This is a genomic window from Enterobacter sp. BWH64, assembly GCF_001037645.1.
In the GTDB taxonomy this organism is placed as follows: Bacteria; Pseudomonadota; Gammaproteobacteria; order Enterobacterales; family Enterobacteriaceae; genus Enterobacter; species Enterobacter hormaechei_C.
Genome location: NZ_KQ089922.1, coordinates 3,312,472 through 3,331,984 on the forward strand (window position 1 = coordinate 3,312,472; position 19,513 = coordinate 3,331,984).

Consider the following 19,513-nt stretch of genomic DNA (forward strand, 5'->3'; position numbering starts at 1 on the left):
AAATCAGCCAACAATACCGCGCACGAAGGCTTCAATCTCTTTGTCCTGGCAGTTCTCGAAGAAGCACTGCTGGAAGCGCTGGCCTGATACGGCGGTTTTAACCAGCTCAGGATCGATTGCTCGCAGGGTATCCAGATAGTTTTCTTTCACCACCGCCGCTTTCACCTGGTTCAGGATCCCGGCGTTACGCACCTGCGGCTCTTTACGCTCTGGTGGATAGCCTTCGCCATTGCGTCCGGTAAAGGCTTTCTCAAAGATAAAGCGTACGTTCAGTTCTGCCCCCCAGCCGAAGCCCTTCGCAAACGGCAGAGAAAGCGCGTTACCGTTGTTGATTTGCGCAAACAGGAAAGCATCCGCAGGATCGATGCAGTAACCGCAAATCACACCCGGATGGATGTTCAGGGACATCAGCGCGCCCTGCCCGGTACCGCAGCCGGTAACAACAAAATCAACGGCTTTAGCGTTAAGCAGAATGCTCGCCATGATGCCCAGGTGAATATAGGTGAGATGATGATCGTTCTCATCACTCATACCGACGTTATAGACCGGAAAACCTTTCTCATCAGCAACGGCTTTCAGCTCATTAAGGATGATGGGATTCTTAGCGGCCTGGCTGTTTTCCATCATCAGTGCAATTTTCATCTTGTCTCTCCTAAATGCATGGCGGGCGATCCCGCTGTGGATACCTTTTCAACTTAACCTTACTATCAAACAAACGCACTTTCAAATTAAGTGAAAACTTGTTTTAAAAAACAAAGATGCGCTCACAATTTCGCGCGGTGGCCCGGCTCGTTGCACAGTGAGAGGGCAGATCCTCCGGCTATTCCAGCCATTGCGTACCATCGCGTTGGTTACAATGGCGTATTTCCCGTCACGCAGAGTGAACCATGAAACGTGTAATCATAGCCGGAACGATCCTGTTGCTCGCCGGGTGCAGTATCAACCGTCAGGCAGAAGTCAGCAGTACGGATGCCCCAAACGGAATTGTGCGCCTCGACTATGGCCAGGCCATGCTGCAAAACGCCTGGTCTGATGAGTATGTTAATAACGGTACGGCAACCAAAGCCTGTCAACATATGGGCTACGCCACTGCGTCAGCCTACGGGCAGCCAATTAAAACCTGCACCCTGATCAGCGGTTCACTCTGTCTGAACGAAAGTGTGACCATTCAGTATAAATGTCAGGGATATGCTGTTACCTCTTCCAGCCAGAATCCGTGGTATTAACCGCTACTGCCAGTCACGCTGGCAGTTTATTTAATAAGAACTAAAACAATTCTCATTAATAAATATTATGGGCGGCAATGCGTTTTATTCCCATTCGTATTTTTAATAAAGAAATATTTATTTTACTTTTTGCAAATAATTAAATAACAAATTATAGTGTCGCTCATCGTGAACCAGAATTAATAAACCGGAGCTGCACCATGTTAAAAACTGAAATGATCGACAAGCTCAATGCGCAAATGAATCTTGAGCTTTTTTCTTCCCTGCTTTATCAGCAGATGAGCGCCTGGTGCAGCTATCACAGCTTTGAAGGGGCGGCCGCCTTCCTGCGTCGTCATGCCCAGGAAGAGATGACGCACATGCAGCGTCTGTTTGATTACCTGACGGACACCGGCAGCCTGCCGCGCATTGATAACGTGGCATCGCCTTTTGCCGAATACGGCTCTCTTGATGAACTGTTCCGCGCCACCTATGAGCATGAACAGCTGATCACCCAGAAAATTAATGAACTGGCTCATGCCGCCATGACCAGCCAGGATTATCCAACCTTTAATTTCCTTCAGTGGTATGTGGCTGAACAGCACGAAGAAGAGAAGCTGTTTAAATCCGTGCTGGATAAATTATCTCTGGCAGGTAAATCCGGGGAAGGTCTGTACTTCATTGATAAAGAGCTGTCGACGCTCGATACCCAGAATTAACAGAAAAGCGGTGCTGAGTTTTCAGCACCGCACTATTTAATGGCGGCAAATTTTACTTTCGTGAGTGGAAAATCCGTCTGCTGCCGGAATGAATTTTCCGCGCGCCGCCAGAAACGCCACCAGCTCCGCGGCCGTCATCTCCGAAGCTGAACAGGTATGGAAACGCGCCGCTTCGCCAAAGCGGGCATGTATCGCCTCAACCAGACTCTCCTCCGTATAGCGCTCACCTGACTCAATCATCATATTCAGCACGTCGTGTCCGTGAATTGACATGGTTACCTCTCGCAAATAAAAAGCAGACTAAACGTTCCCTCCACGGCACGCTTTGCGCTGGCTCAGGTTACCCTTTTCTTTTTGTAAATTAATTATTACACCCTATGTAACGGTGATTTGACGAGATGGTGCTTTTCCCTTACTCTGCGCCGCAGAATGAGTCGCGGTATGGAAGCGTTGTAGAGGAAAGCGTGAAGAACAGAACTCTGGGAAGTATTTTTATCGTCGCCGGAACGACAATTGGCGCAGGAATGTTGGCCATGCCGTTGGCTGCCGCCGGCGTCGGGTTTGGGGTTACCGTAGTGCTGCTGGGCGGTCTGTGGGCCCTGATGTGTTACACCGCGCTATTATTGCTGGAGGTTTATCAGCATGTCCCTGCCGATACTGGCTTAGGCTCCCTGGCTGCACGCTATCTTGGACGCTACGGGCAGTGGATCACCGGTTTCAGCATGATGTTCCTGATGTACGCCCTGACTGCCGCTTACATCAGCGGCGCCGGGGAGTTGATTGCGTCAAGTATCAATGACGGCTTCGGCGCGTCACTTTCACCGGAAACAGGCGCCATTGTCTTTACGCTGATCGGTGGCGGCGTGGTTTGCGCGGGCACATCGCTGGTCGATCTGTTTAACCGTTTTTTGTTCAGCGCCAAAATTCTCTTCCTGATTGTGATGCTGGTGCTGCTGGCACCGCATGTTCACAAGATTAACCTGCTCTCCCTCCCGCTGGAGAAAGGTCTGGCGCTTTCGGCCATCCCGGTTATTTTCACCTCCTTCGGTTTTCACGGCAGCGTGCCGAGCATCGTGAGCTATATGAACGGTGATATTCGCAAGCTGCGCCGCGTCTTTGTTATCGGCAGCGCCATTCCGTTGATTGCTTACCTGTTCTGGCAGCTGGTGACGCTGGGCAGTATTGATTCCAATACCTTTATCGGCCTGATGGCAGAGCATTCTGGTCTGAATGGATTCCTGGTTGCCCTGCGTAACGTGGTGGCCTCTTCACACGTGGAGCTGGCGGTACATCTGTTTGCAGACCTGGCGCTGGCAACCTCCTTCCTCGGCGTGGCGCTTGGCCTGTTTGACTATATGGCGGATCTGTTCCAGCGTCGCAATACCGTTGCGGGACGCTTACAGACGGGGGCGATGACCTTCCTGCCGCCGCTGGCCTTCGCGCTCTTTTACCCGCGCGGGTTTGTGATGGCGCTGGGGTATGCTGGCGTGGCGTTATCCATTCTGGCCCTGCTGCTGCCTTCCCTGCTGGCGTGGAAGAGCCGCCAGCAACATCCGCAGCAGGGGTATCGCGTAGCGGGCGGTACGCCAATGCTGTGCGCGGTGTTTGGTTGTGGGGTGGTGATTATTCTGGTGCAGGTGCTGATTGCAGCGGGAATGCTGCCGGAAGTGGGATAACTTATTTATACAGGTCCTGAGGTACTGTTCCGTTCACCTTAAGATCAACAGAATATAATTTTTTCACAGCATGTGAACGGGATAAGGGGGCCGCCGCGGCCCCCTTATCAATCCCCGCGGCCCCGCGGAAAATCGGTGCTTCGCACTGCGCTCACCTCCCGACCATCTGCCTGCGGTCGGCTCAACTCGACATCCTGTCTCGATTCGCCTCTGGCCGCCATCCATGGCGTCCAGCCTTTGTCATCTGGTCTCCGGTTCGCCGATTTTAGCGGGGACTCAACACCCGTGCCCCATTCAGGCCACAGTAATTAATGATTTAATGCAGGCAGCAGCTTTTAAACTTCTTCCCACTCCCGCACGGGCACGGATCGTTACGCCCCACCTTCGACCCGTTCACGATCGGCTTTTTCGCTTCCGGCTGCTGCGGGTTAGCCACCCAGTAGTTATACAAACGCAGCGCCGCAGGCTGAATGCTTTCGATGCTGGCCATGTACTCCTCTTCGGTCAGCGCATCCAGCTTCTCGCTGTTCTCTTCCGTCCCGTGCAGGGCAATCACCGCCAGGTCCGCTTCCAGCGCTTCCGGCAGGGATGACCAGTCCGTCAGCGCCACGCCGCGCATGTAACCATAGCACCACTCTTCCACCACGGTATAGCTCTGACCGTCAACGTCGTTATAGCCAAACAGCGGTTCAAACTGATCCGGGTATTCGCTCAAACGCTCGGCAATATCGTTCATGTGCTTAAAGCAGAGATCGATAAAACGGTTCATCTCACGATCGTTTTTCCAGCGCGGAATATATTTCTCACCACCCCAGACCGCCACCAGCCAGGTGTCGGGCTCCACCACAACGGGACCGGAAAGTACTGCGGTAAGCATGCCGTCCAGTTCGGACACGTCAATCACGGATGCATCGTCGTGACCGTAAGAGATTAATGTCTCTTCCAGCCACGCCATCTCGCTTTCATTTAATGGGCCTTCAGCCATTGCTGATACTCCTGATAAAAAAAACGATCCTGACATAGATCGCCGCACGTGCCTATCTGAAGTTTAGGTCTTTATTGCTGCAAAAACGTGCAAATCGTGACCGTTGCACAACTTATGGGCTTTGTTGTTAAGGAGATGTGATCTCCGCTGTAAATTCATCTCATCCCGCAAAGACGCATAAAACGGCGCTCTATACTCAACGTGTTGTGACCCGGTCAAGGGATTAACCATTCTGGCAACCTTTTTGCTTAATGTTCTGCGCGCTTCGCGGTGCGTGGGATCCTCGCCGTATTAAGCATGAGATTGCTTCTAAAGTGCATTTTGTTCTCGCTCTTGTTTTTGGATTTACGATGCCATCAGGCGTTCGGGTTTATACCTGGTGCAAAAACCTCTTTGCTAAGGAACATAATAATGTCGCTGAAATTTACCAAAACTCCCCTCTCCCTGGTGCTGGCCGGTTGTCTGGTGACGGCCTTTTCCGCGCAGGCCGATATCGTCATCGGCGTGGCCGGGCCGTTCACAGGCCCGAACGCAACCTACGGCGATCAATACTGGCATGGCGCTACGCAGGCGGCGGAAGACATTAACGCCGCCGGCGGGATCAACGGTGAGAAAATCAAACTGGTTCAGGGCGACGACGCCTGCGAGCCCAAACAGGCCGTCGCCGTTGCCAACCGCTTAGTCGATCAGGATAAGGTGAAAGCGGTCGTCGGCCACTTCTGCTCCTCGTCGACCATGCCCGCCTCCGAGGTCTACAGCGATGCCGGGATCCTCTCCATCACCCCCGGCTCAACGAACCCGCTTATTACCGAACGTGGCATGAGCGATATATTTCGCATGTGCGGACGTGACGACCAGCAGGGCCAGGTCGCCAGCGATTTCATTCTTGATAAGCTGAAAGCCAAACGGGTGGTCATCATCCACGATAAAGACACCTATGGCCAGGGGCTGGCGGACGCCACTAAGGCGGCGCTGGCGAAACGCGGCGTGAAGGAGGTGATGTACGAAGGGTTATCCCGCGGGGAGAAAGACTTTAACGCGCTGGTGACCAAAATTGGCGCACAAAAACCGGACGTGGTGTTCTTCGGAGGCTGTCACCCGGAAGCGGGCCCGCTGGTTCGCCAGATGCGTGAACAGGGCGTGCAGGCGAAGTTCTTCTCGGGAGACTGTATCGTCAATGAAGAGATGGTCACCGCCGCCGGTGGGGCGCAATACACCAACGGTATTTACATGACCTTCGGTAAAGATCCACGCCTGATCCCGGACGGAAAAGCCGTCATCGAGAAATTCCGCACCGGTAAATTTGAACCTGAAGGATACACCCTCTACGCCTACGCGTCTGTGCAGGCTATCGCGGCGGCATTCAAGGCCACGCAAGGGACGGATTCCGCAAAAGCCAGCGAGTGGCTGAAGGCCAACCCTGTCGACACGGTGATGGGTAAAAAAGCCTGGGACAGCAAAGGTGACCTCAAAGTCTCTGACTACGTGGTCTATCAGTGGGATGACAAAGGCAAATATAAAGAAGTGCCATAACGGGACGGAATCTGCTCAGCGCCGGCAGGTCTGACTGTCGGCGTAACCCTTTATTCAGGTGCGCGACCATGAGTACATTCTTCCTGCAACAATTAATTAATGGCTTAACGCTGGGTTCGGTCTACGGTCTTATCGCCATCGGCTACACCATGGTGTACGGCATCATCGGTATGATCAATTTCGCCCACGGCGAAGTGTATATGATCTCCGCCTATCTCTCGGCCATTGGCCTGGCCCTGCTGGCGTTTTTTGGACTCCACTCCTTTCCGCTGCTGATCCTGGGGACGCTGGTTTTCACCATCGTGGTCACCGGCGTTTATGGCTGGACGATTGAGCGCATCGCCTATAAGCCGCTACGCAACTCGACGCGTCTGGCACCGCTGATTTCGGCCATCGGGATGTCGTTGATACTGCAAAACTACGTCCAGCTCAGCCAGGGCCCGCGGCAGCAGGGCGTGCCCACCATGCTTGATGGCGTGCTGCGTTTTCACCTCGGCGAAGGGTTTGTCCAGATAACCTATACCAAAGTCTTTATTCTCATCGCCTCGTTCGCGGGCATGCTGGTGCTGACCTGGATTATCAACCGTACCCGCTTAGGACGCATGTGCCGTGCGGTACAGCAGGATCGTAAGATGGCCTCCATCCTGGGCATCAACACCGACAGAATTATTTCGCTGGTGTTTGTTATCGGCGCAGCCATGGCCGGGCTGGCGGGCGTGCTAATCACCATGAATTACGGCACCTTTGATTTTTACGTCGGGTTTGTTATCGGCATCAAGGCCTTTACGGCGGCGGTGCTGGGCGGCATCGGCTCTCTGCCCGGTGCGATGCTTGGCGGGCTGATTCTGGGCGTCGCAGAAGCGCAATTCTCCGGGATGGTGAACTCGGATTATAAAGACGTGTTCTCGTTTGGATTGCTGGTCTTAATTCTGATCTTTCGTCCTCAGGGGCTGCTGGGCCGCCCCGTCGTGGCTAAAGTGTAAGGAACAACGCGATGACCTCTGACGGTTTTTCCCTGAAGCGCTGCATTCTGGACTCGATTTTTTCCGGAATGATCGCCCTGATTATTTTCGGCCCGATTGCGGGCGTGATACTGGATGGTTACAGCTTTACCTTTGACGGCCAGCGGCTGGCGTGGATTGTAGGCACGGTGATGGTGGGACGCTTTTTACTGAGCGCCTTTTCAGCTACGGCGGCCGGAAGACGTTTACAGGCACGGTTTGAATCCGACAATGCGGGGGTGTATGTCCGGCCGCCGGCGTATAAAAGCCGCATGCGCTGGATCATTCCGCTGATTGTCACGCTGGCGATCTGCTTCCCGTTTGTGGCCACTAAATACGTTCTGACGGTTGCCATTCTCGGACTGATCTACGTCCTGCTCGGTCTTGGGCTGAACATTGTTGTTGGCCTGGCAGGGCTGCTGGATCTGGGTTATGTCGCCTTCTATGCCATCGGCGCTTACGGGCTGGCGCTCGGGTATCAGTATCTGGGGCTTGGGTTCTGGAGCATGCTGCCGCTGGCGGCGCTAATGGCCGCGGGCGCGGGCGCCCTGCTCGGCTTTCCGGTGCTGCGCATGCACGGGGATTATCTCGCCATCGTCACGCTCGGGTTTGGCGAGATCATCCGCCTGGTGCTGAACAACTGGCTCACCTTCACCGGCGGGCCTAACGGCGTTTCAGCCCCTGCCCCGACCTTTTTTGGCCTGGAGTTTGGCCGACGCGCCAAAGAAGGCGGCGTCCCCTTCCACGAGTTCTTCGGCCTGACCTATAACCCCAACTTGAAGTTTATCTTCATCTATGCGGTGCTGTTCCTGGTAGTCATGCTGGTGCTGTACATTAAACACCGGCTGACCCGAATGCCCATTGGACGGGCGTGGGAAGCGCTCCGTGAGGATGAGATTGCCTGCCGTTCAATGGGGCTGAATCACGTTCTGGTCAAACTCTCGGCCTTCACCCTGGGCGCATCGACGGCAGGTATCGCCGGAGTGTTTTTTGCCACCTACCAGGGATTTGTTAACCCGACCTCTTTCACCTTTTTTGAATCGGCCCTGATCCTCGCCATTGTGGTCCTGGGCGGGATGGGCTCCACCGTCGGCGTCGTACTGGCCGCCTTTGTGCTGACCGTCACGCCGGAACTGCTGCGCAGCTTTGCGGAATATCGCGTGCTGCTGTTTGGCATGCTGATGGTGGTGATGATGATCTGGCGTCCTCGCGGTCTGATCCGCATCAACCGCAGCGGATTTGCCGTGCGTAAAGGAGTGGCGCCATGAACGCAACGATTTTACGTGTAGAACATCTGATGATGCACTTCGGCGGGATCAAGGCCTTAAACGACGTCAATCTTGAGGTGCAGCGCGGCTCCATTACCGCACTCATTGGGCCTAACGGCGCGGGAAAAACGACCGTCTTTAACTGCCTGACCGGTTTCTACCGGGCCTCCGGCGGCAACATTCTGTTCAATGCACGAAATAAAACCACCAATGTCATTCAGGTGCTCGGCCAGAAATTCCAGCCGGGCGACTGGCTCAACCCGGCGCAGCTTGGTCAACGCCTGTTCTATAAGATGTTTGGCGGCACGCATCTGGTGAACCGCGCGGGTCTTGCGCGCACGTTTCAGAACATCCGCCTGTTCCGCGAGATGTCCGTTGTGGAAAACCTGCTGGTGGCACAGCACATGCGCGTCAACCGCAATCTGCTGGCGGGGGTGCTGAACACCCCTGCGTATCGTCGCTCAGAGAACGATGCGCTGGACCGGGCGTTTTACTGGCTGGAGGTGGTGGATCTGGTGGATTGCGCGAACCGTCTGGCCGGGGAAATGTCCTATGGCCAGCAACGACGCCTCGAAATCGCCCGCGCCATGTGTACCGGCCCGGAGATGATTTGTCTCGATGAACCTGCTGCCGGCCTGAACCCGGTGGAAACGCACAAGCTGAGTGAGATCATCCGGTTCCTGCGCGACCACCATGACATCACGGTTTTGCTGATCGAGCATGATATGGGGATGGTGATGGGCATTTCAGATGACATCATTGTGCTCGATCATGGCGATGTGATTGCCAGAGGTAAACCGGCTGAGATCCAGCACAATGAAAAAGTGATTGCCGCGTATCTGGGCACCGACGAAAGCGAGGTAAATCTGTGAGCGAACCGATGCTTCAGTTTCAGGATGTGGATGTTTTCTACGGGGTGATCCAGGCGTTGAAGCAGGTTTCGCTTGAGGTTAACAAAGGGGAAACCGTGGCCCTGATTGGCGCTAACGGCGCGGGGAAGTCAACATTACTGATGTCTGTCTTTGGTCAGCCCCGGATCCGCAACGGGCAGATCCTCTTCTGCGGCGAGGATATCAGCCACAAATCCACCCACTATGTTGCCACCGGTGGCATCGCGCAGGCACCTGAGGGACGACGCATTTTCCCGGATATGTCTGTAGAAGAGAACCTGCTGATGGGGACAATCCCCGTCGGCAATCAGCATGCAGCGGAAGATATGCAAAGCATGTTCGACCTCTTCCCCCGCCTCAAGGAGCGACGTAACCAGCGGGCGATGACGCTCTCCGGCGGTGAACAGCAGATGCTGGCTATCGCCCGCGCGCTGATGAGCCGTCCTAAACTTCTGCTGCTGGATGAACCCAGCCTCGGCCTCGCGCCAATCGTGGTTAAACAGATTTTCCAGACGCTGCGCGAACTGGCCCGTAACGGAATGACGATTTTTCTGGTCGAGCAGAATGCGCACCACGCGCTGAAGTTGTCCGACCGCGGCTATGTGATGGTTAACGGGCAGATTCGGTTAAGCGGCAGCGGCGAGGCGTTGCTGAAGGATCCGGAGGTGAGAAAGGCGTATCTGGGTGGCGTGTGAAACGAAAAGGCTATAGTGAGAAAAACTCACAGTGATTGCGATTATTAATCGTTTTTCAAAAACGTACGCCTTCCAATATTATCCTCTCGACCTACCCGGACGGTGGGCCAATTAAAACATTCAGGCGCAAACTGAATAGTCATAATGTGAGGAACCGGGGCAAACATGACACTTGATGCTTTATTTCAGTTAATGAAAATTATATCGCCATCTGAAACCCCATCAGGTGGCGATTTAGCGAATTTTATGACCATGCTTATCTCCACCAAAAATCATTCTGACGCCCTGTTACCGTTTTCGCAGCGCGCGTATATGCTTTCAGTTGCCTATCGCGATCCCCAAAAAGCAGCTGCGTTGCTTTCATCCTGTCAGCCCGAAGCAGGCAACCCTCTCCCGCTGCTCAACTTCTCTGGCTGGCCGGACGTGCGTTACGCCACTTCTGGTGAATTACAGACGCCGGAGTCTGAGGACTATTTTAACAAGATTTCGTCTGCCGCCACGCTATTACGCGCGGCAATTATTGACGCTGAACAGCAGAAAAACACGCCAGCATTTTATATTCTGGATAAGGTGCTCAACCTGAACAGCGCTTTGCCAGAACGTTATAAAAAGATGGCAAATATATCTTATTCATAACGGTATTAATAAATCCGACTGTCATCGTATGCCAGATAATCGATATCCAGCGCCGGAACGACCGGGGTATGGTTTTGCAGCCAGGCCAGAAGATGCTGAATGCTCTCTCTTTTGAGTGAATTTTTTGGCCAGACGAGGTAGTAGCCATCCCCCGTCGCGATAGCTTCCCTGAAAGGCAGGCCCAGCAGGCCACTTTTCAGGGCATCAAGCGTGAGATGCAGGTCGGCGATAGCGATGCCGTGCCCGTTCATCGCGGCAATACTTCCCTGTTCAAGGGTATCGAACACCATACCGCTGCTCATATCGAGCCCCGGGAACAATCCTGTTCTTCGCAGCCAGCGCCGCCAGTCACGTCTGTCCGGTGAAGGATGGATCAGATCGCATTGCGGAAGCCGCTGCCGGGCCGGTTCGATAAGCGATGGAGTACAAACCGGGATAAGCCATTCATGAAATAGCAGTTGGCTTTCCGTTGTGTCACCAAAACGCCCATTGCCGAGAAGAATGGCGCAATCGTAGGGCTCAAGATTGAAATCAACGGTGTCAATGTCCATCCAGACGCTGGCAATCTCAACCTGTGGTTTTGCATGGTTGTTGCGAAAAGATCGCAGCACGTCGAGAAGCCATCTCATGGTCAGGGTGCTGGGCGCTTTAAGCCGCAGCAGGTGGTTTTCACTGCGAAATACCCGGCAGGCCCATTCAATGCTCGTGAAGCTTTCGTTCAGCTGCCCGGCAAGCACTCGCCCGGCTTCAGTGACCTCCACCCGAGGACCTTGCCTTTTGAAAAGCTCGCAGTCGAACCACAGTTCAAGGGTACGAACATGTCTGCTGACCGCGCCCGGCGTAATATTGAGCGTTTCAGCGGCTTTACTGAAGGAGTTCAACCGCGCAGCAACTTCAAACGCACGCAGTGCATACAATGGCGGTAAAGACATAGCGTCCCTTAAATGAGGTGATGGCATGGGGAATCAGGATCGCAAACCTGCAAATCTTCACACTGCAAATCGCGCCCGCTACACGATAGCATAATGGGTATCTGTTTAATTCCGTTGAAAAGGATCGTTGTTTTATTACGTGAGGGTCAGAAATGAAGGTTGTTGATTAGCAGAATGGCAGGCACAAAAAAACCACCTTTCGGTGGTTTCACGACACTGCTTATTGCTTTGATTATTCTGCTTTTTCCCATGGTAGCCGGAGTGGGACTTGAACCCACACAGCGCGAACGCCGAGGGATTTTAAATCCCTTGTGTCTACCGATTCCACCATCCGGCCAGGGAAGAAAGTGGAGGCGCGTTCCGGAGTCGAACCGGACTAGACGGATTTGCAATCCGCTACATAACCGCTTTGCTAACGCGCCTTAAATCTGTTGTCTTTCGACCTGCACCCGCAAGCTGCCGATGCATTAATCTGGAGCGGGAAACGAGACTCGAACTCGCGACCCCGACCTTGGCAAGGTCGTGCTCTACCAACTGAGCTATTCCCGCATGTCATCAAGTAACTATTTAACTACTTCCTAACCACTTGATTTCATTGTCGTCCGGCTAACTGTGCCGCCGTTCGATGCGTTGCATTCTACTGATATGACGTTTTGAGTCAACGTTATTTTTTGCATCTCAGGATCGTTTGCTGAAAATTAAGCCGAAACGATCACTGTTCAAGCAAATCACCGCGCGCAGCGTTCAAATATTGCAGCATTGACCACAGCGTCAGCACCGCCGCAACCCACAGCAGACCAATGCCGGCCCACTCTACCCAGGCATTCGGACGCCACAGCATCCATACCAGCGCCGCCATCTGTGCGGTGGTTTTAACTTTACCGATCCAGGACACCGCCACGCTGCTGCGTTTACCCAGCTCCGCCATCCACTCGCGCAGGGCAGAGATAATAATCTCACGGCCAATCATGGTCGCGGCAGGCAGCGTTACCCACCAGGTATGATAATGTTCCGCCACCAGCACCATCGCGATTGCCACCATCACCTTATCCGCAACCGGATCGAGGAACGCGCCAAAGCGGGTACTCTGGTTCCAGCGACGCGCCAGATAACCGTCAAACCAGTCCGTCACGGCAGCGATCAGGAAAATAAGCGCACAGGCAAAAGGCGCCCAGACGACCGGCAGGTAAAATGCCAGGACGAAGAACGGAATGAGCACAACGCGAAAGAGAGTGAGCAACGTAGGGATATTAAATCGCATGATGACGGTAACTGTCTGTTGTCAGTAAAATTTAGCTCTATGTTGCTACAGAGCCCTCAATGTTTCAACGAGTAGTAGATCTTTTCTGCCAGCCCTTGCGAAATACCCGGCACTTTTGCAATTTCTTCCATACTGGCGTTGAGTAATCCTTGCAATCCGCCCATATACTTCAACAGCATCTGGCGACGTTTTGGCCCGACGCCTTCAATCGTCTCAAGGGTACTGGTATTTTTCACTTTCGCCCGTTTTTTACGGTGCCCACTGATGGCGTGATCGTGCGACTCATCGCGGATATGCTGGATCACGTGCAGCGCAGGGGAATCCGGCGGCAGGCTAAAGCCCTCGCCTTCCGGCTCAAAGAACAGCGTTTCCAGGCCAGCCTTACGATCTGCCCCTTTCGCTACCCCTAGCAGCAGCGGATGGTTCTTATCCCACTCCACGTCGAGCGATTCAAATACCGCCTTCGCCTGCCCCAACTGCCCTTTCCCGCCGTCGATAAGGATAACGTCCGGGATTTTGCTCTCTTCAATCGCTTTACCATAGCGACGGCGCAGCACCTGGTTCATGGCGGCATAATCGTCACCGGGCGTAATGCCGGTGATGTTATAGCGACGATACTCTGCCCGCAGCGGACCGTTGGCATCAAAGACCACACACGACGCCACGGTCTGCTCACCCATCGTATGGCTGATGTCGAAGCATTCCATGCGTTTCACTTCCGGCAGCTTAAGCAGCGTAGCAAGCGCGGTTAAACGCTGGCTGACGGTCGACTGCTGGGACAGTTTGGTGGTCAGCGCCGTGGCGGCATTGGTTCGCGCCAGCTTCAGATAACGCGCGCGATCGCCGCGCGGTTTCGTCTGAACATTCACCCGGCGGCCTGCGAGCTCTGAAAGCGACTCCGCCAGCAGGGTTTTATCATCGAGCGTGAAGTCGAGCAGGATCTCCGAGGGCAGCGTACGCATCTGGCTGCCCTGCAAATAAAACTGGCCGACGAAGGTCTCCACCACTTCACCCAGCTCAGTGCCGCCCGGCACTTTCGGGAAGTAGCTGCGGCTGCCGAGCACTTTGCCCTGACGAATAAAAAGCACATGAACGCAGGCCAGACCGGCGTCAAAGGCTACGCCGATAACATCGAGGTCGTCGCCCGTATTGGAAACAAACTGCTTCTCGGTCACCCTGCGCACCGCCTGAATCTGGTCGCGGATGCGTGCGGCCTCCTCAAATTCCAGCGCCGCGCTGGCTTTTTCCATACGGGCAATCAGTTGCGTCAGCACCTGATCGTCTTTCCCGGCTAAAAACAGGCGGACATATTCCACCTGCTGCGCGTACTCTTCTTCGCTCACCAGCCCTTCAACGCACGGCCCCAGGCAGCGGCCAATCTGATATTGCAGGCATGGCCGGGAGCGGTTGCGATAAACGCTATTTTCGCACTGGCGAACAGGAAAGATTTTTTGCAAAAGCGCCAGCGTTTCCCGCACGGCATAACCGTTCGGGAACGGGCCGAAATATTCACCTTTCGCATGCTTAGCGCCACGATGCATCGCCAGCCGCGGGTGCGTGTCGCCGCTCAGGAAGATAAACGGATAGGATTTGTCATCGCGCAGCAGAACGTTGTAGCGCGGCTGATACAACTTAATGTAGTTGTGCTCAAGGAGCAGCGCTTCCGTTTCCGTATGCGTTACGGTGACATCAATGTTATGTATAAGTGCGACCAGCGCTTCGGTTTTACGGGAGGCAAGGTTGCTGCGGAAATAGCTGGAAAGGCGTTTCTTCAGATCTTTCGCCTTACCGACATAGATAACCGTACCGCCAGCATCGTACATACGGTAGACGCCTGGCTGGCTGGTGACGGTTTTCAGAAATGCTTTTGAATCGAACGCTTCACTCACTGACTTATTAACGACTCCGCATTGCACAAACCATGGCGAATGGCCAGGTGAGTCAGTTCGACATCACCGTGAATGTTCAGTTTACTGAACATTCGATAGCGATAGCTGTTGACCGTTTTCGGGCTGAAATTCAGCTGCTCTGAGATCTCATTCACCTTCTGACCTTTAGTGATCATCAGCATAATCTGCAATTCGCGCTCAGACAAACTGGCAAACGGAGATTCCGTTTTTTCCGGTTCAATCTGACTCAGAGCCATCTGTTGAGCAATATCAGAAGCGATGTAGCGCTGCCCGGCGTGTACGGTGCGGATCGCATTGACAACTTCCTGCGGCGCGGCGCCTTTACTGAGATACCCGGCAGCACCCGCCTGCATAACCCTGGCAGGCAGCGGATTTTCGGTATGGACGGTCAGCATGATAACTTTGGTATCAACGAACATGCGCGCGATTTTGCGCGTGGCTTCAAGCCCGCCAATACCGGGCATGTTCATATCCATCAGCACCACGTCTGCGGAGTTAGCGCGACACCATTTGACGGCATCTTCGCCACAGCACGCCTCGCCGGCAACTTTAATACCCTTTATATCTTCAAGAATGCGTCGTATCCCTGCGCGCACCAGTTCGTGGTCATCAACAAGAAGGACGTTGATCAAAGGAAATGTCTCCAGAATAGGGATAACGCTACTGACTGCTAATTGGGTTTATATTAACGGTTTTCCATGCAAGATTAAAACGCTAAAAAATCGGCTATTCGATTCTGGTCTCGTTTTTGGAAATTAAGCTGTACAGTAAGTGGAAAGAAAACCCTTGCCCGCCGGGCTTTTACCGCTATTTTTTAGCATCGACATTCGAAAAGTTACTAAAACAGTTGTTAACTCAAACGAAAAAGAGCGCGCGATTTTTTGTAACAACAATTAACGAATGGCGAACCGGGGATAAACATTTAATTGTCGCTAACATATTGGACAGGGTACCTTCATAATCCGCGCCGCCCAATAATCACTGCGCGATAAGTATAAAAAACAACCACTGCATTTTTTGCCGTAGCTTGTGGTATACTCCGCCGCCTTAACTTTCATCGTCGCGCTCATGCGCTGTTTTATAATGAGGAAAATAAATGAGCACACCTGAATTTGCCACTGCCGAGAATAACCAGGAACTGGCACAGGAAGTAAACTGCCTGAAGTCGCTGCTGACGCTTATGCTACAGGCGATGGGCCAGGCTGATGCTGGTCGTGTGATCATTAAAATGGAAAAACAGATCGCGCAGATGGAAGACCAGGCGGAATCCGCTGTTTTTGCCAATACGGTTAAGCAAATTAAACAAGCCTACCGCCAGTAACAAAAACGGCTGGATGCAAAGCATTCAGCCGTTTTCTCGTCTGACACGCAGAACGTGATATCAGTCAGATAAGCCCCGTCGCCGCGGCATAACACGCTATCTGGATCTTATTCGGTGCGTTGAATTTCTTCTGCATATTCTTTTGATGGAAATTGACGGTATTTTCCGAGATGGAGAGAATGATGGCGATTTCTGCCGACGTCTTCCCTTCTGCGGTCCACTTCAGAATTTCCCGCTCACGCTTGCTGAATTTCATTTCAGGCGGCATCACCGTCTCATGTTCAAAGCGTAACAGTGTGGTGAGCGCCATCTGGACGAGCATTTGTAAACGCAGCTCAACTTCTTCACTGGATATCGAGTGTGCCTGTAAGCTGGTACATGACACGGAGAGGAAACCGAGCGCATGATTTGGCATCATCAGACACTGCGTTATTCCCTTGCGTAATCCGTGGTCCCGCGCGCCGTCCCATAATTGCTGGGCATCCGTGAATAATTCATCCGTCCAGGGCAAATGTCCCTGAATGAAATTCTCCGGCTTCAGCACCGGGTCAATGGCGAAATAATTCTCGGACTGATATTGCGCCATCCATTGTTGCGGATAACTGGAATGGACGGAGGTTCGCGGGCGGGTAAATGGCACAGGGTGTCGAACACAAAGCGCATAATAATCGAATTCAAGCGCCTGCGTTTGTCGCTGAAGTTCCTGATATACCTCTTCGGCACAGGTCATTTCCTGAAACCGGAGGAAGCATTCCCGTCGCCAGGTGAAAAAGTCTATATCCCTCATACTTACTGAATGAAGCCTCTGATAAAGATAATCATTATTATGGTGAATATAACCTAACACATAAAGCATGATTATTTATATAAAATATCGGCCACAGGCAGATTATCTTTAATTTGGCGATGGCTTATCCACATCAGTCGGAATAAAAAAGCAACAGAACGGAGTTTAAGGGAGGATAATTTGCTCCAGAAGCGGCATCTGGAGCAAATTGAACGCTAAAATGCTACTGCATTAAGAATTTTTCAAGGAACTGACGGGTTCGGGGCTGCTGCGGATTGGCAAACAGCGCTTTAGCCGGCCCCTGCTCAACTATTCTCCCCTGATCCATGAAAATAGCCCGATCGGCAACGTCGCGAGCGAAGCTCATTTCATGCGTCACAATCACCATCGTGCGTTTCTCCTGCGCCAGCTGTCGGATCGTGTTCAGTACTTCCCCGACCAGCTCAGGATCGAGCGCGGACGTGGGTTCGTCAAACAGGATCACATCCGGGCGCATCGCCAGCGCGCGCGCAATGGCGACACGCTGCTGCTGCCCGCCAGATAAGCGACGCGGATAGCTCGTCTCCTTCCCTGCCAGCCCAACCTTCGCCAGCAGCTCGCGGGCGCGGACCGTCGCGTCTTCCTTAGGTTCCCCCTTGACGATGACCGGCCCTTCAATAATGTTTTCCAGCACCGTGCGGTGCGGAAAGAGATTAAAGCTCTGGAACACGAAGCCGACATGCTGGCGCAGGCGGCGAATCAGCCCTTTTTGCTGGCTGATGGGTTTCCCGGTATCAATGGTGATATCACCCACGCGGATCGTCCCGCCTTCGGGCTGCTCCAGTAAATTGATGCTGCGCAGCAGCGTGGTTTTGCCTGACCCGCTCGGGCCGATAATTGCTACCACTTCGCCCTGCTCAACCTCAAGATCAATGCCATGCAGCACCGTTTGTCCATGGAATTTTTTCACCAGGTTTTTGACGTCAATTGCACTCATTTTGGATCACGCTCCTGGCGGTTAAGCTGGTTTTCAAAATAGTTTTGCAGAGCGGACAGTACCGTCGCCATCACCCAGTAAATCAGCGAGGCCGCCAGATACATGGTAAACACTTCCAGCGTGCGCGAGGTGATCAGCTGCGCCTGACGGAACAGCTCCGGCACCTGAATGGTCGCCGCAAGCGAGGTGTCTTTCACCAGGCTGATAAAGCTGTTGCTCAGCGGCGGCAGCGCCACGCGCGCCGCCTGGGGCAGGATCGCCCGGCGCAGCGTCTGCCACGGGGTCATCCCGATACTGGCCGCCGCTTCCCACTGTCCTTTATCGATGGAGGAGATCGCCGCACGCAGCGTTTCAGAGGTGTACGCCGCGGTATTCAGCGACAGGCCTATCATCGCCGCCGGGATCGGATCCAGCTCAATACCAAACTGTGGCAGACCGTAGTAAATCATAAACAGCTGGGCGATAAGCGGCGTTCCGCGGAACACGGAGATGTAAAACCGCGCCAGCCACCGCACCGGCCAGATGTTCGACATGCGCATCAGTGCCAGCACAAACCCGAGCACCAGCCCGAAGAACATCCCGCCGATACTGAGCTGTAAAGTAAACACCGCGCCCTTAAGCAAGAACGGCAGCGAATCAATAACCAGTTGAATACTTTCTTGCATTATTATTTTTCTACCTGATTTTTAGACATGAGGATGATAGGCAAACAGCGCAGGCGCCCCGCCAGTATGAACAAACAAAATGGGTCCTTCATCCTTAAAGCGCTTGCGGGCGATGCCGTCGATCAGACCCGCCATTGCCTTGCCGGTATAGACCGGGTCAAGCAGAATACCTTCGAGACGGGCCAGCAGCTTAACCGCCTCCATCCCTTCATCATTGGGGGTGCCATAGCCCGGCGCGAAATAGTCATCCCACAGCAGTATTTCCGCCTTCGCCTGAAGCGCAAGCTGTTCAGCCACCGCCTGTTGCAGGGTGACGACTTTCGGCTTCTGTTCCGCAACGCTTCTGGAAACCGTCACGCCAATCAGCTCGACCTCCGGCATCAGTTGCTCAAGCCCGACCGCTAAACCAGCATGGGTCCCCGCACTGCCGGACGCCACCACCACCGAGGATAAACTCACCGCGCCTTCGCACTGCTGAGCGATTTCCAGCGCGCTCTCAACATAGCCGAGGGCACCCAGCGCATTCGAGCCGCCAACCGGGATCACGTACGGACGAAAACCCTGCGCTTCCAGACGCGTCGCCAGCTCGTCGAGCTGTGCAGCCGGGTCGGTCAACGCGTCGACCATTTCAACCTGCACGTTGAACAGATCCAGCAGCAAACGGTTACCGTTAGTCAGGTAATTCTCTGCCTGCGTCCCGATCGGGTTCTCCAGCAGGGCTACGCAGTGGAGTCCCAGCTTCGCCGCCACTGCCGCCGTCTGGCGAACGTGGTTAGACTGAATTGCCCCGGCGGTGATCAGCGTGTCCGCCCCCTCACGCAGAGCATCGGCGGCGAGAAACTCCAGCTTGCGCAGCTTATTTCCGCCCATCGCCATGGGCGTCACATCGTCACGCTTAATGAATATATCGCGCCCCAGGTAGTCAGAAAATCGCGGCAGATACTCCAGCGGCGTGGGTGCGCCGATAAATTCCAGACGGGGAAAGCGCGTTAAATTCTGTAGTGACATGGTTCCTCCGGTCACGCAAACAATTGTTATTTCATTATGCACGCA

At 53.8% G+C, this 19,513-nt stretch carries 21 protein-coding genes and 3 tRNA genes; 10 read left to right on the forward strand and 14 right to left on the reverse strand.

Going from position 1 to position 19,513, the window contains the following annotated elements; genetic code table 11:
- Positions 1–3: 3 nt before the first annotated feature.
- Positions 4–642 (reverse strand): RpiB/LacA/LacB family sugar-phosphate isomerase, encoded by a 639-nt coding sequence (locus SK50_RS15740; RefSeq protein ID WP_003859680.1) that lies wholly within the window; start codon positions 640–642, stop codon positions 4–6.
- Between the two features lie 245 nt (positions 643–887).
- Between SK50_RS15740 and yecR the strand changes: the two genes are divergently transcribed.
- Both yecR and ftnA read left to right on the forward strand, forming a co-directional pair.
- Positions 888–1,226 (forward strand): YecR family lipoprotein, encoded by a 339-nt coding sequence (yecR, locus tag SK50_RS15745; protein WP_015570249.1) that lies wholly within the window; start codon positions 888–890, stop codon positions 1,224–1,226.
- Positions 1,227–1,426: 200 nt separating this feature from the next.
- On the forward strand, positions 1,427–1,924 hold the full coding sequence (gene ftnA / locus SK50_RS15750) for a non-heme ferritin (RefSeq protein ID WP_003859676.1): 498 nt from the start codon (positions 1,427–1,429) through the stop codon (positions 1,922–1,924).
- A gap of 36 nt (positions 1,925–1,960) precedes the next feature.
- Here the strand turns inward: ftnA and SK50_RS15755 are convergent, their stop codons facing one another.
- Positions 1,961–2,197: a YecH family metal-binding protein gene (locus tag SK50_RS15755; RefSeq protein WP_003859673.1), complete on the reverse strand. Its 237-nt coding sequence runs from the start codon at positions 2,195–2,197 to the stop codon at positions 1,961–1,963.
- 191 nt (positions 2,198–2,388) lie between these two features.
- Here SK50_RS15755 and tyrP point away from each other — a divergent pair, with 191 nt between their 5' ends.
- A complete protein-coding gene (gene tyrP / locus SK50_RS15760; RefSeq protein WP_045345252.1) occupies positions 2,389–3,600 on the forward strand; it encodes a tyrosine transporter TyrP in 1,212 nt (403 codons plus the stop codon).
- 316 nt (positions 3,601–3,916) lie between these two features.
- Here the strand turns inward: tyrP and SK50_RS15765 are convergent, their stop codons facing one another.
- Positions 3,917–4,585: a YecA/YgfB family protein gene (locus SK50_RS15765; RefSeq protein ID WP_003859671.1), complete on the reverse strand. Its 669-nt coding sequence runs from the start codon at positions 4,583–4,585 to the stop codon at positions 3,917–3,919.
- Between the two features lie 411 nt (positions 4,586–4,996).
- Here SK50_RS15765 and SK50_RS15770 point away from each other — a divergent pair, with 411 nt between their 5' ends.
- From SK50_RS15770 to SK50_RS15795, 6 genes are all read left to right on the forward strand, one after another.
- Positions 4,997–6,118, forward strand: coding sequence for a branched-chain amino acid ABC transporter substrate-binding protein (locus tag SK50_RS15770; RefSeq protein WP_015570246.1), 1,122 nt, complete (start codon positions 4,997–4,999; stop codon positions 6,116–6,118).
- A 68-nt stretch (positions 6,119–6,186) separates the two neighbouring features.
- Positions 6,187–7,101, forward strand: coding sequence for an ABC transporter permease subunit (locus SK50_RS15775; protein WP_003859667.1), 915 nt, complete (start codon positions 6,187–6,189; stop codon positions 7,099–7,101).
- A gap of 11 nt (positions 7,102–7,112) precedes the next feature.
- Positions 7,113–8,387, forward strand: a complete 1,275-nt coding sequence (gene livM, locus SK50_RS15780; protein WP_015570245.1) for a high-affinity branched-chain amino acid ABC transporter permease LivM — start codon at positions 7,113–7,115, stop codon at positions 8,385–8,387.
- Positions 8,384–9,259, forward strand: coding sequence for an ABC transporter ATP-binding protein (locus SK50_RS15785; protein ID WP_015570244.1), 876 nt, complete (start codon positions 8,384–8,386; stop codon positions 9,257–9,259). The genes livM and SK50_RS15785 overlap by 4 nt, the downstream gene beginning before the upstream one ends.
- Positions 9,256–9,972 carry an ABC transporter ATP-binding protein gene (locus tag SK50_RS15790; protein WP_017384431.1) on the forward strand — a complete coding sequence of 239 codons (717 nt, stop codon included), beginning with the start codon at positions 9,256–9,258 and terminating at the stop codon, positions 9,970–9,972. The genes SK50_RS15785 and SK50_RS15790 overlap by 4 nt, the downstream gene beginning before the upstream one ends.
- A 165-nt stretch (positions 9,973–10,137) precedes the next feature.
- Entirely contained in the window at positions 10,138–10,608 is a 471-nt protein-coding gene (locus SK50_RS15795; protein ID WP_017384432.1) for a hypothetical protein, read from the forward strand.
- A gap of 5 nt (positions 10,609–10,613) precedes the next feature.
- Here SK50_RS15795 and SK50_RS15800 read toward each other — a convergent pair whose 3' ends face one another.
- From SK50_RS15800 to uvrY, 7 genes are all read right to left on the reverse strand, one after another.
- Positions 10,614–11,540 (reverse strand): LysR substrate-binding domain-containing protein, encoded by a 927-nt coding sequence (locus SK50_RS15800; protein ID WP_017384433.1) that lies wholly within the window; start codon positions 11,538–11,540, stop codon positions 10,614–10,616.
- 250 nt (positions 11,541–11,790) lie between these two features.
- A tRNA-Leu gene (locus tag SK50_RS15805) sits at positions 11,791–11,877 on the reverse strand.
- A gap of 11 nt (positions 11,878–11,888) precedes the next feature.
- Positions 11,889–11,962 (reverse strand) — tRNA-Cys (locus tag SK50_RS15810).
- A 51-nt stretch (positions 11,963–12,013) separates the two neighbouring features.
- A tRNA-Gly gene (locus tag SK50_RS15815) sits at positions 12,014–12,089 on the reverse strand.
- A 163-nt stretch (positions 12,090–12,252) separates the two neighbouring features.
- The gene (gene pgsA / locus SK50_RS15820) at positions 12,253–12,801 is read right to left on the reverse strand and encodes a CDP-diacylglycerol--glycerol-3-phosphate 3-phosphatidyltransferase (RefSeq protein WP_003859652.1); all 549 of its coding nucleotides are present in this window, start codon (positions 12,799–12,801) and stop codon (positions 12,253–12,255) included.
- A 56-nt stretch (positions 12,802–12,857) separates the two neighbouring features.
- Entirely contained in the window at positions 12,858–14,690 is a 1,833-nt protein-coding gene (gene uvrC, locus SK50_RS15825; RefSeq protein ID WP_017384477.1) for an excinuclease ABC subunit UvrC, read from the reverse strand.
- The gene (gene uvrY, locus SK50_RS15830) at positions 14,687–15,343 is read right to left on the reverse strand and encodes a UvrY/SirA/GacA family response regulator transcription factor (protein ID WP_048229647.1); all 657 of its coding nucleotides are present in this window, start codon (positions 15,341–15,343) and stop codon (positions 14,687–14,689) included. The genes uvrC and uvrY overlap by 4 nt, the downstream gene beginning before the upstream one ends.
- 464 nt (positions 15,344–15,807) lie before the next feature.
- On the opposite strand from uvrY, the gene SK50_RS15835 reads away from it, so the two are divergent.
- On the forward strand, positions 15,808–16,032 hold the full coding sequence (locus SK50_RS15835; protein ID WP_003859644.1) for a DUF2594 family protein: 225 nt from the start codon (positions 15,808–15,810) through the stop codon (positions 16,030–16,032).
- Between the two features lie 64 nt (positions 16,033–16,096).
- On the opposite strand, the gene sdiA is transcribed toward SK50_RS15835, so the two are convergent.
- The 4 genes from sdiA to dcyD form a co-directional block, all read right to left on the reverse strand.
- The gene (sdiA, locus tag SK50_RS15840) at positions 16,097–16,819 is read right to left on the reverse strand and encodes a transcriptional regulator SdiA (RefSeq protein WP_017384479.1); all 723 of its coding nucleotides are present in this window, start codon (positions 16,817–16,819) and stop codon (positions 16,097–16,099) included.
- Positions 16,820–17,042: 223 nt separating this feature from the next.
- Positions 17,043–17,795, reverse strand: coding sequence for an L-cystine ABC transporter ATP-binding protein TcyN (gene tcyN / locus SK50_RS15845; RefSeq protein WP_003859634.1), 753 nt, complete (start codon positions 17,793–17,795; stop codon positions 17,043–17,045).
- Complete coding sequence (tcyL, locus tag SK50_RS15850; protein ID WP_003859632.1) at positions 17,792–18,460, reverse strand: cystine ABC transporter permease; 669 nt, start codon at positions 18,458–18,460, stop codon at positions 17,792–17,794. The genes tcyN and tcyL overlap by 4 nt, the downstream gene beginning before the upstream one ends.
- A gap of 21 nt (positions 18,461–18,481) precedes the next feature.
- Positions 18,482–19,468, reverse strand: a complete 987-nt coding sequence (gene dcyD / locus SK50_RS15855; protein ID WP_017384480.1) for a D-cysteine desulfhydrase — start codon at positions 19,466–19,468, stop codon at positions 18,482–18,484.
- Positions 19,469–19,513: the final 45 nt, after the last annotated feature.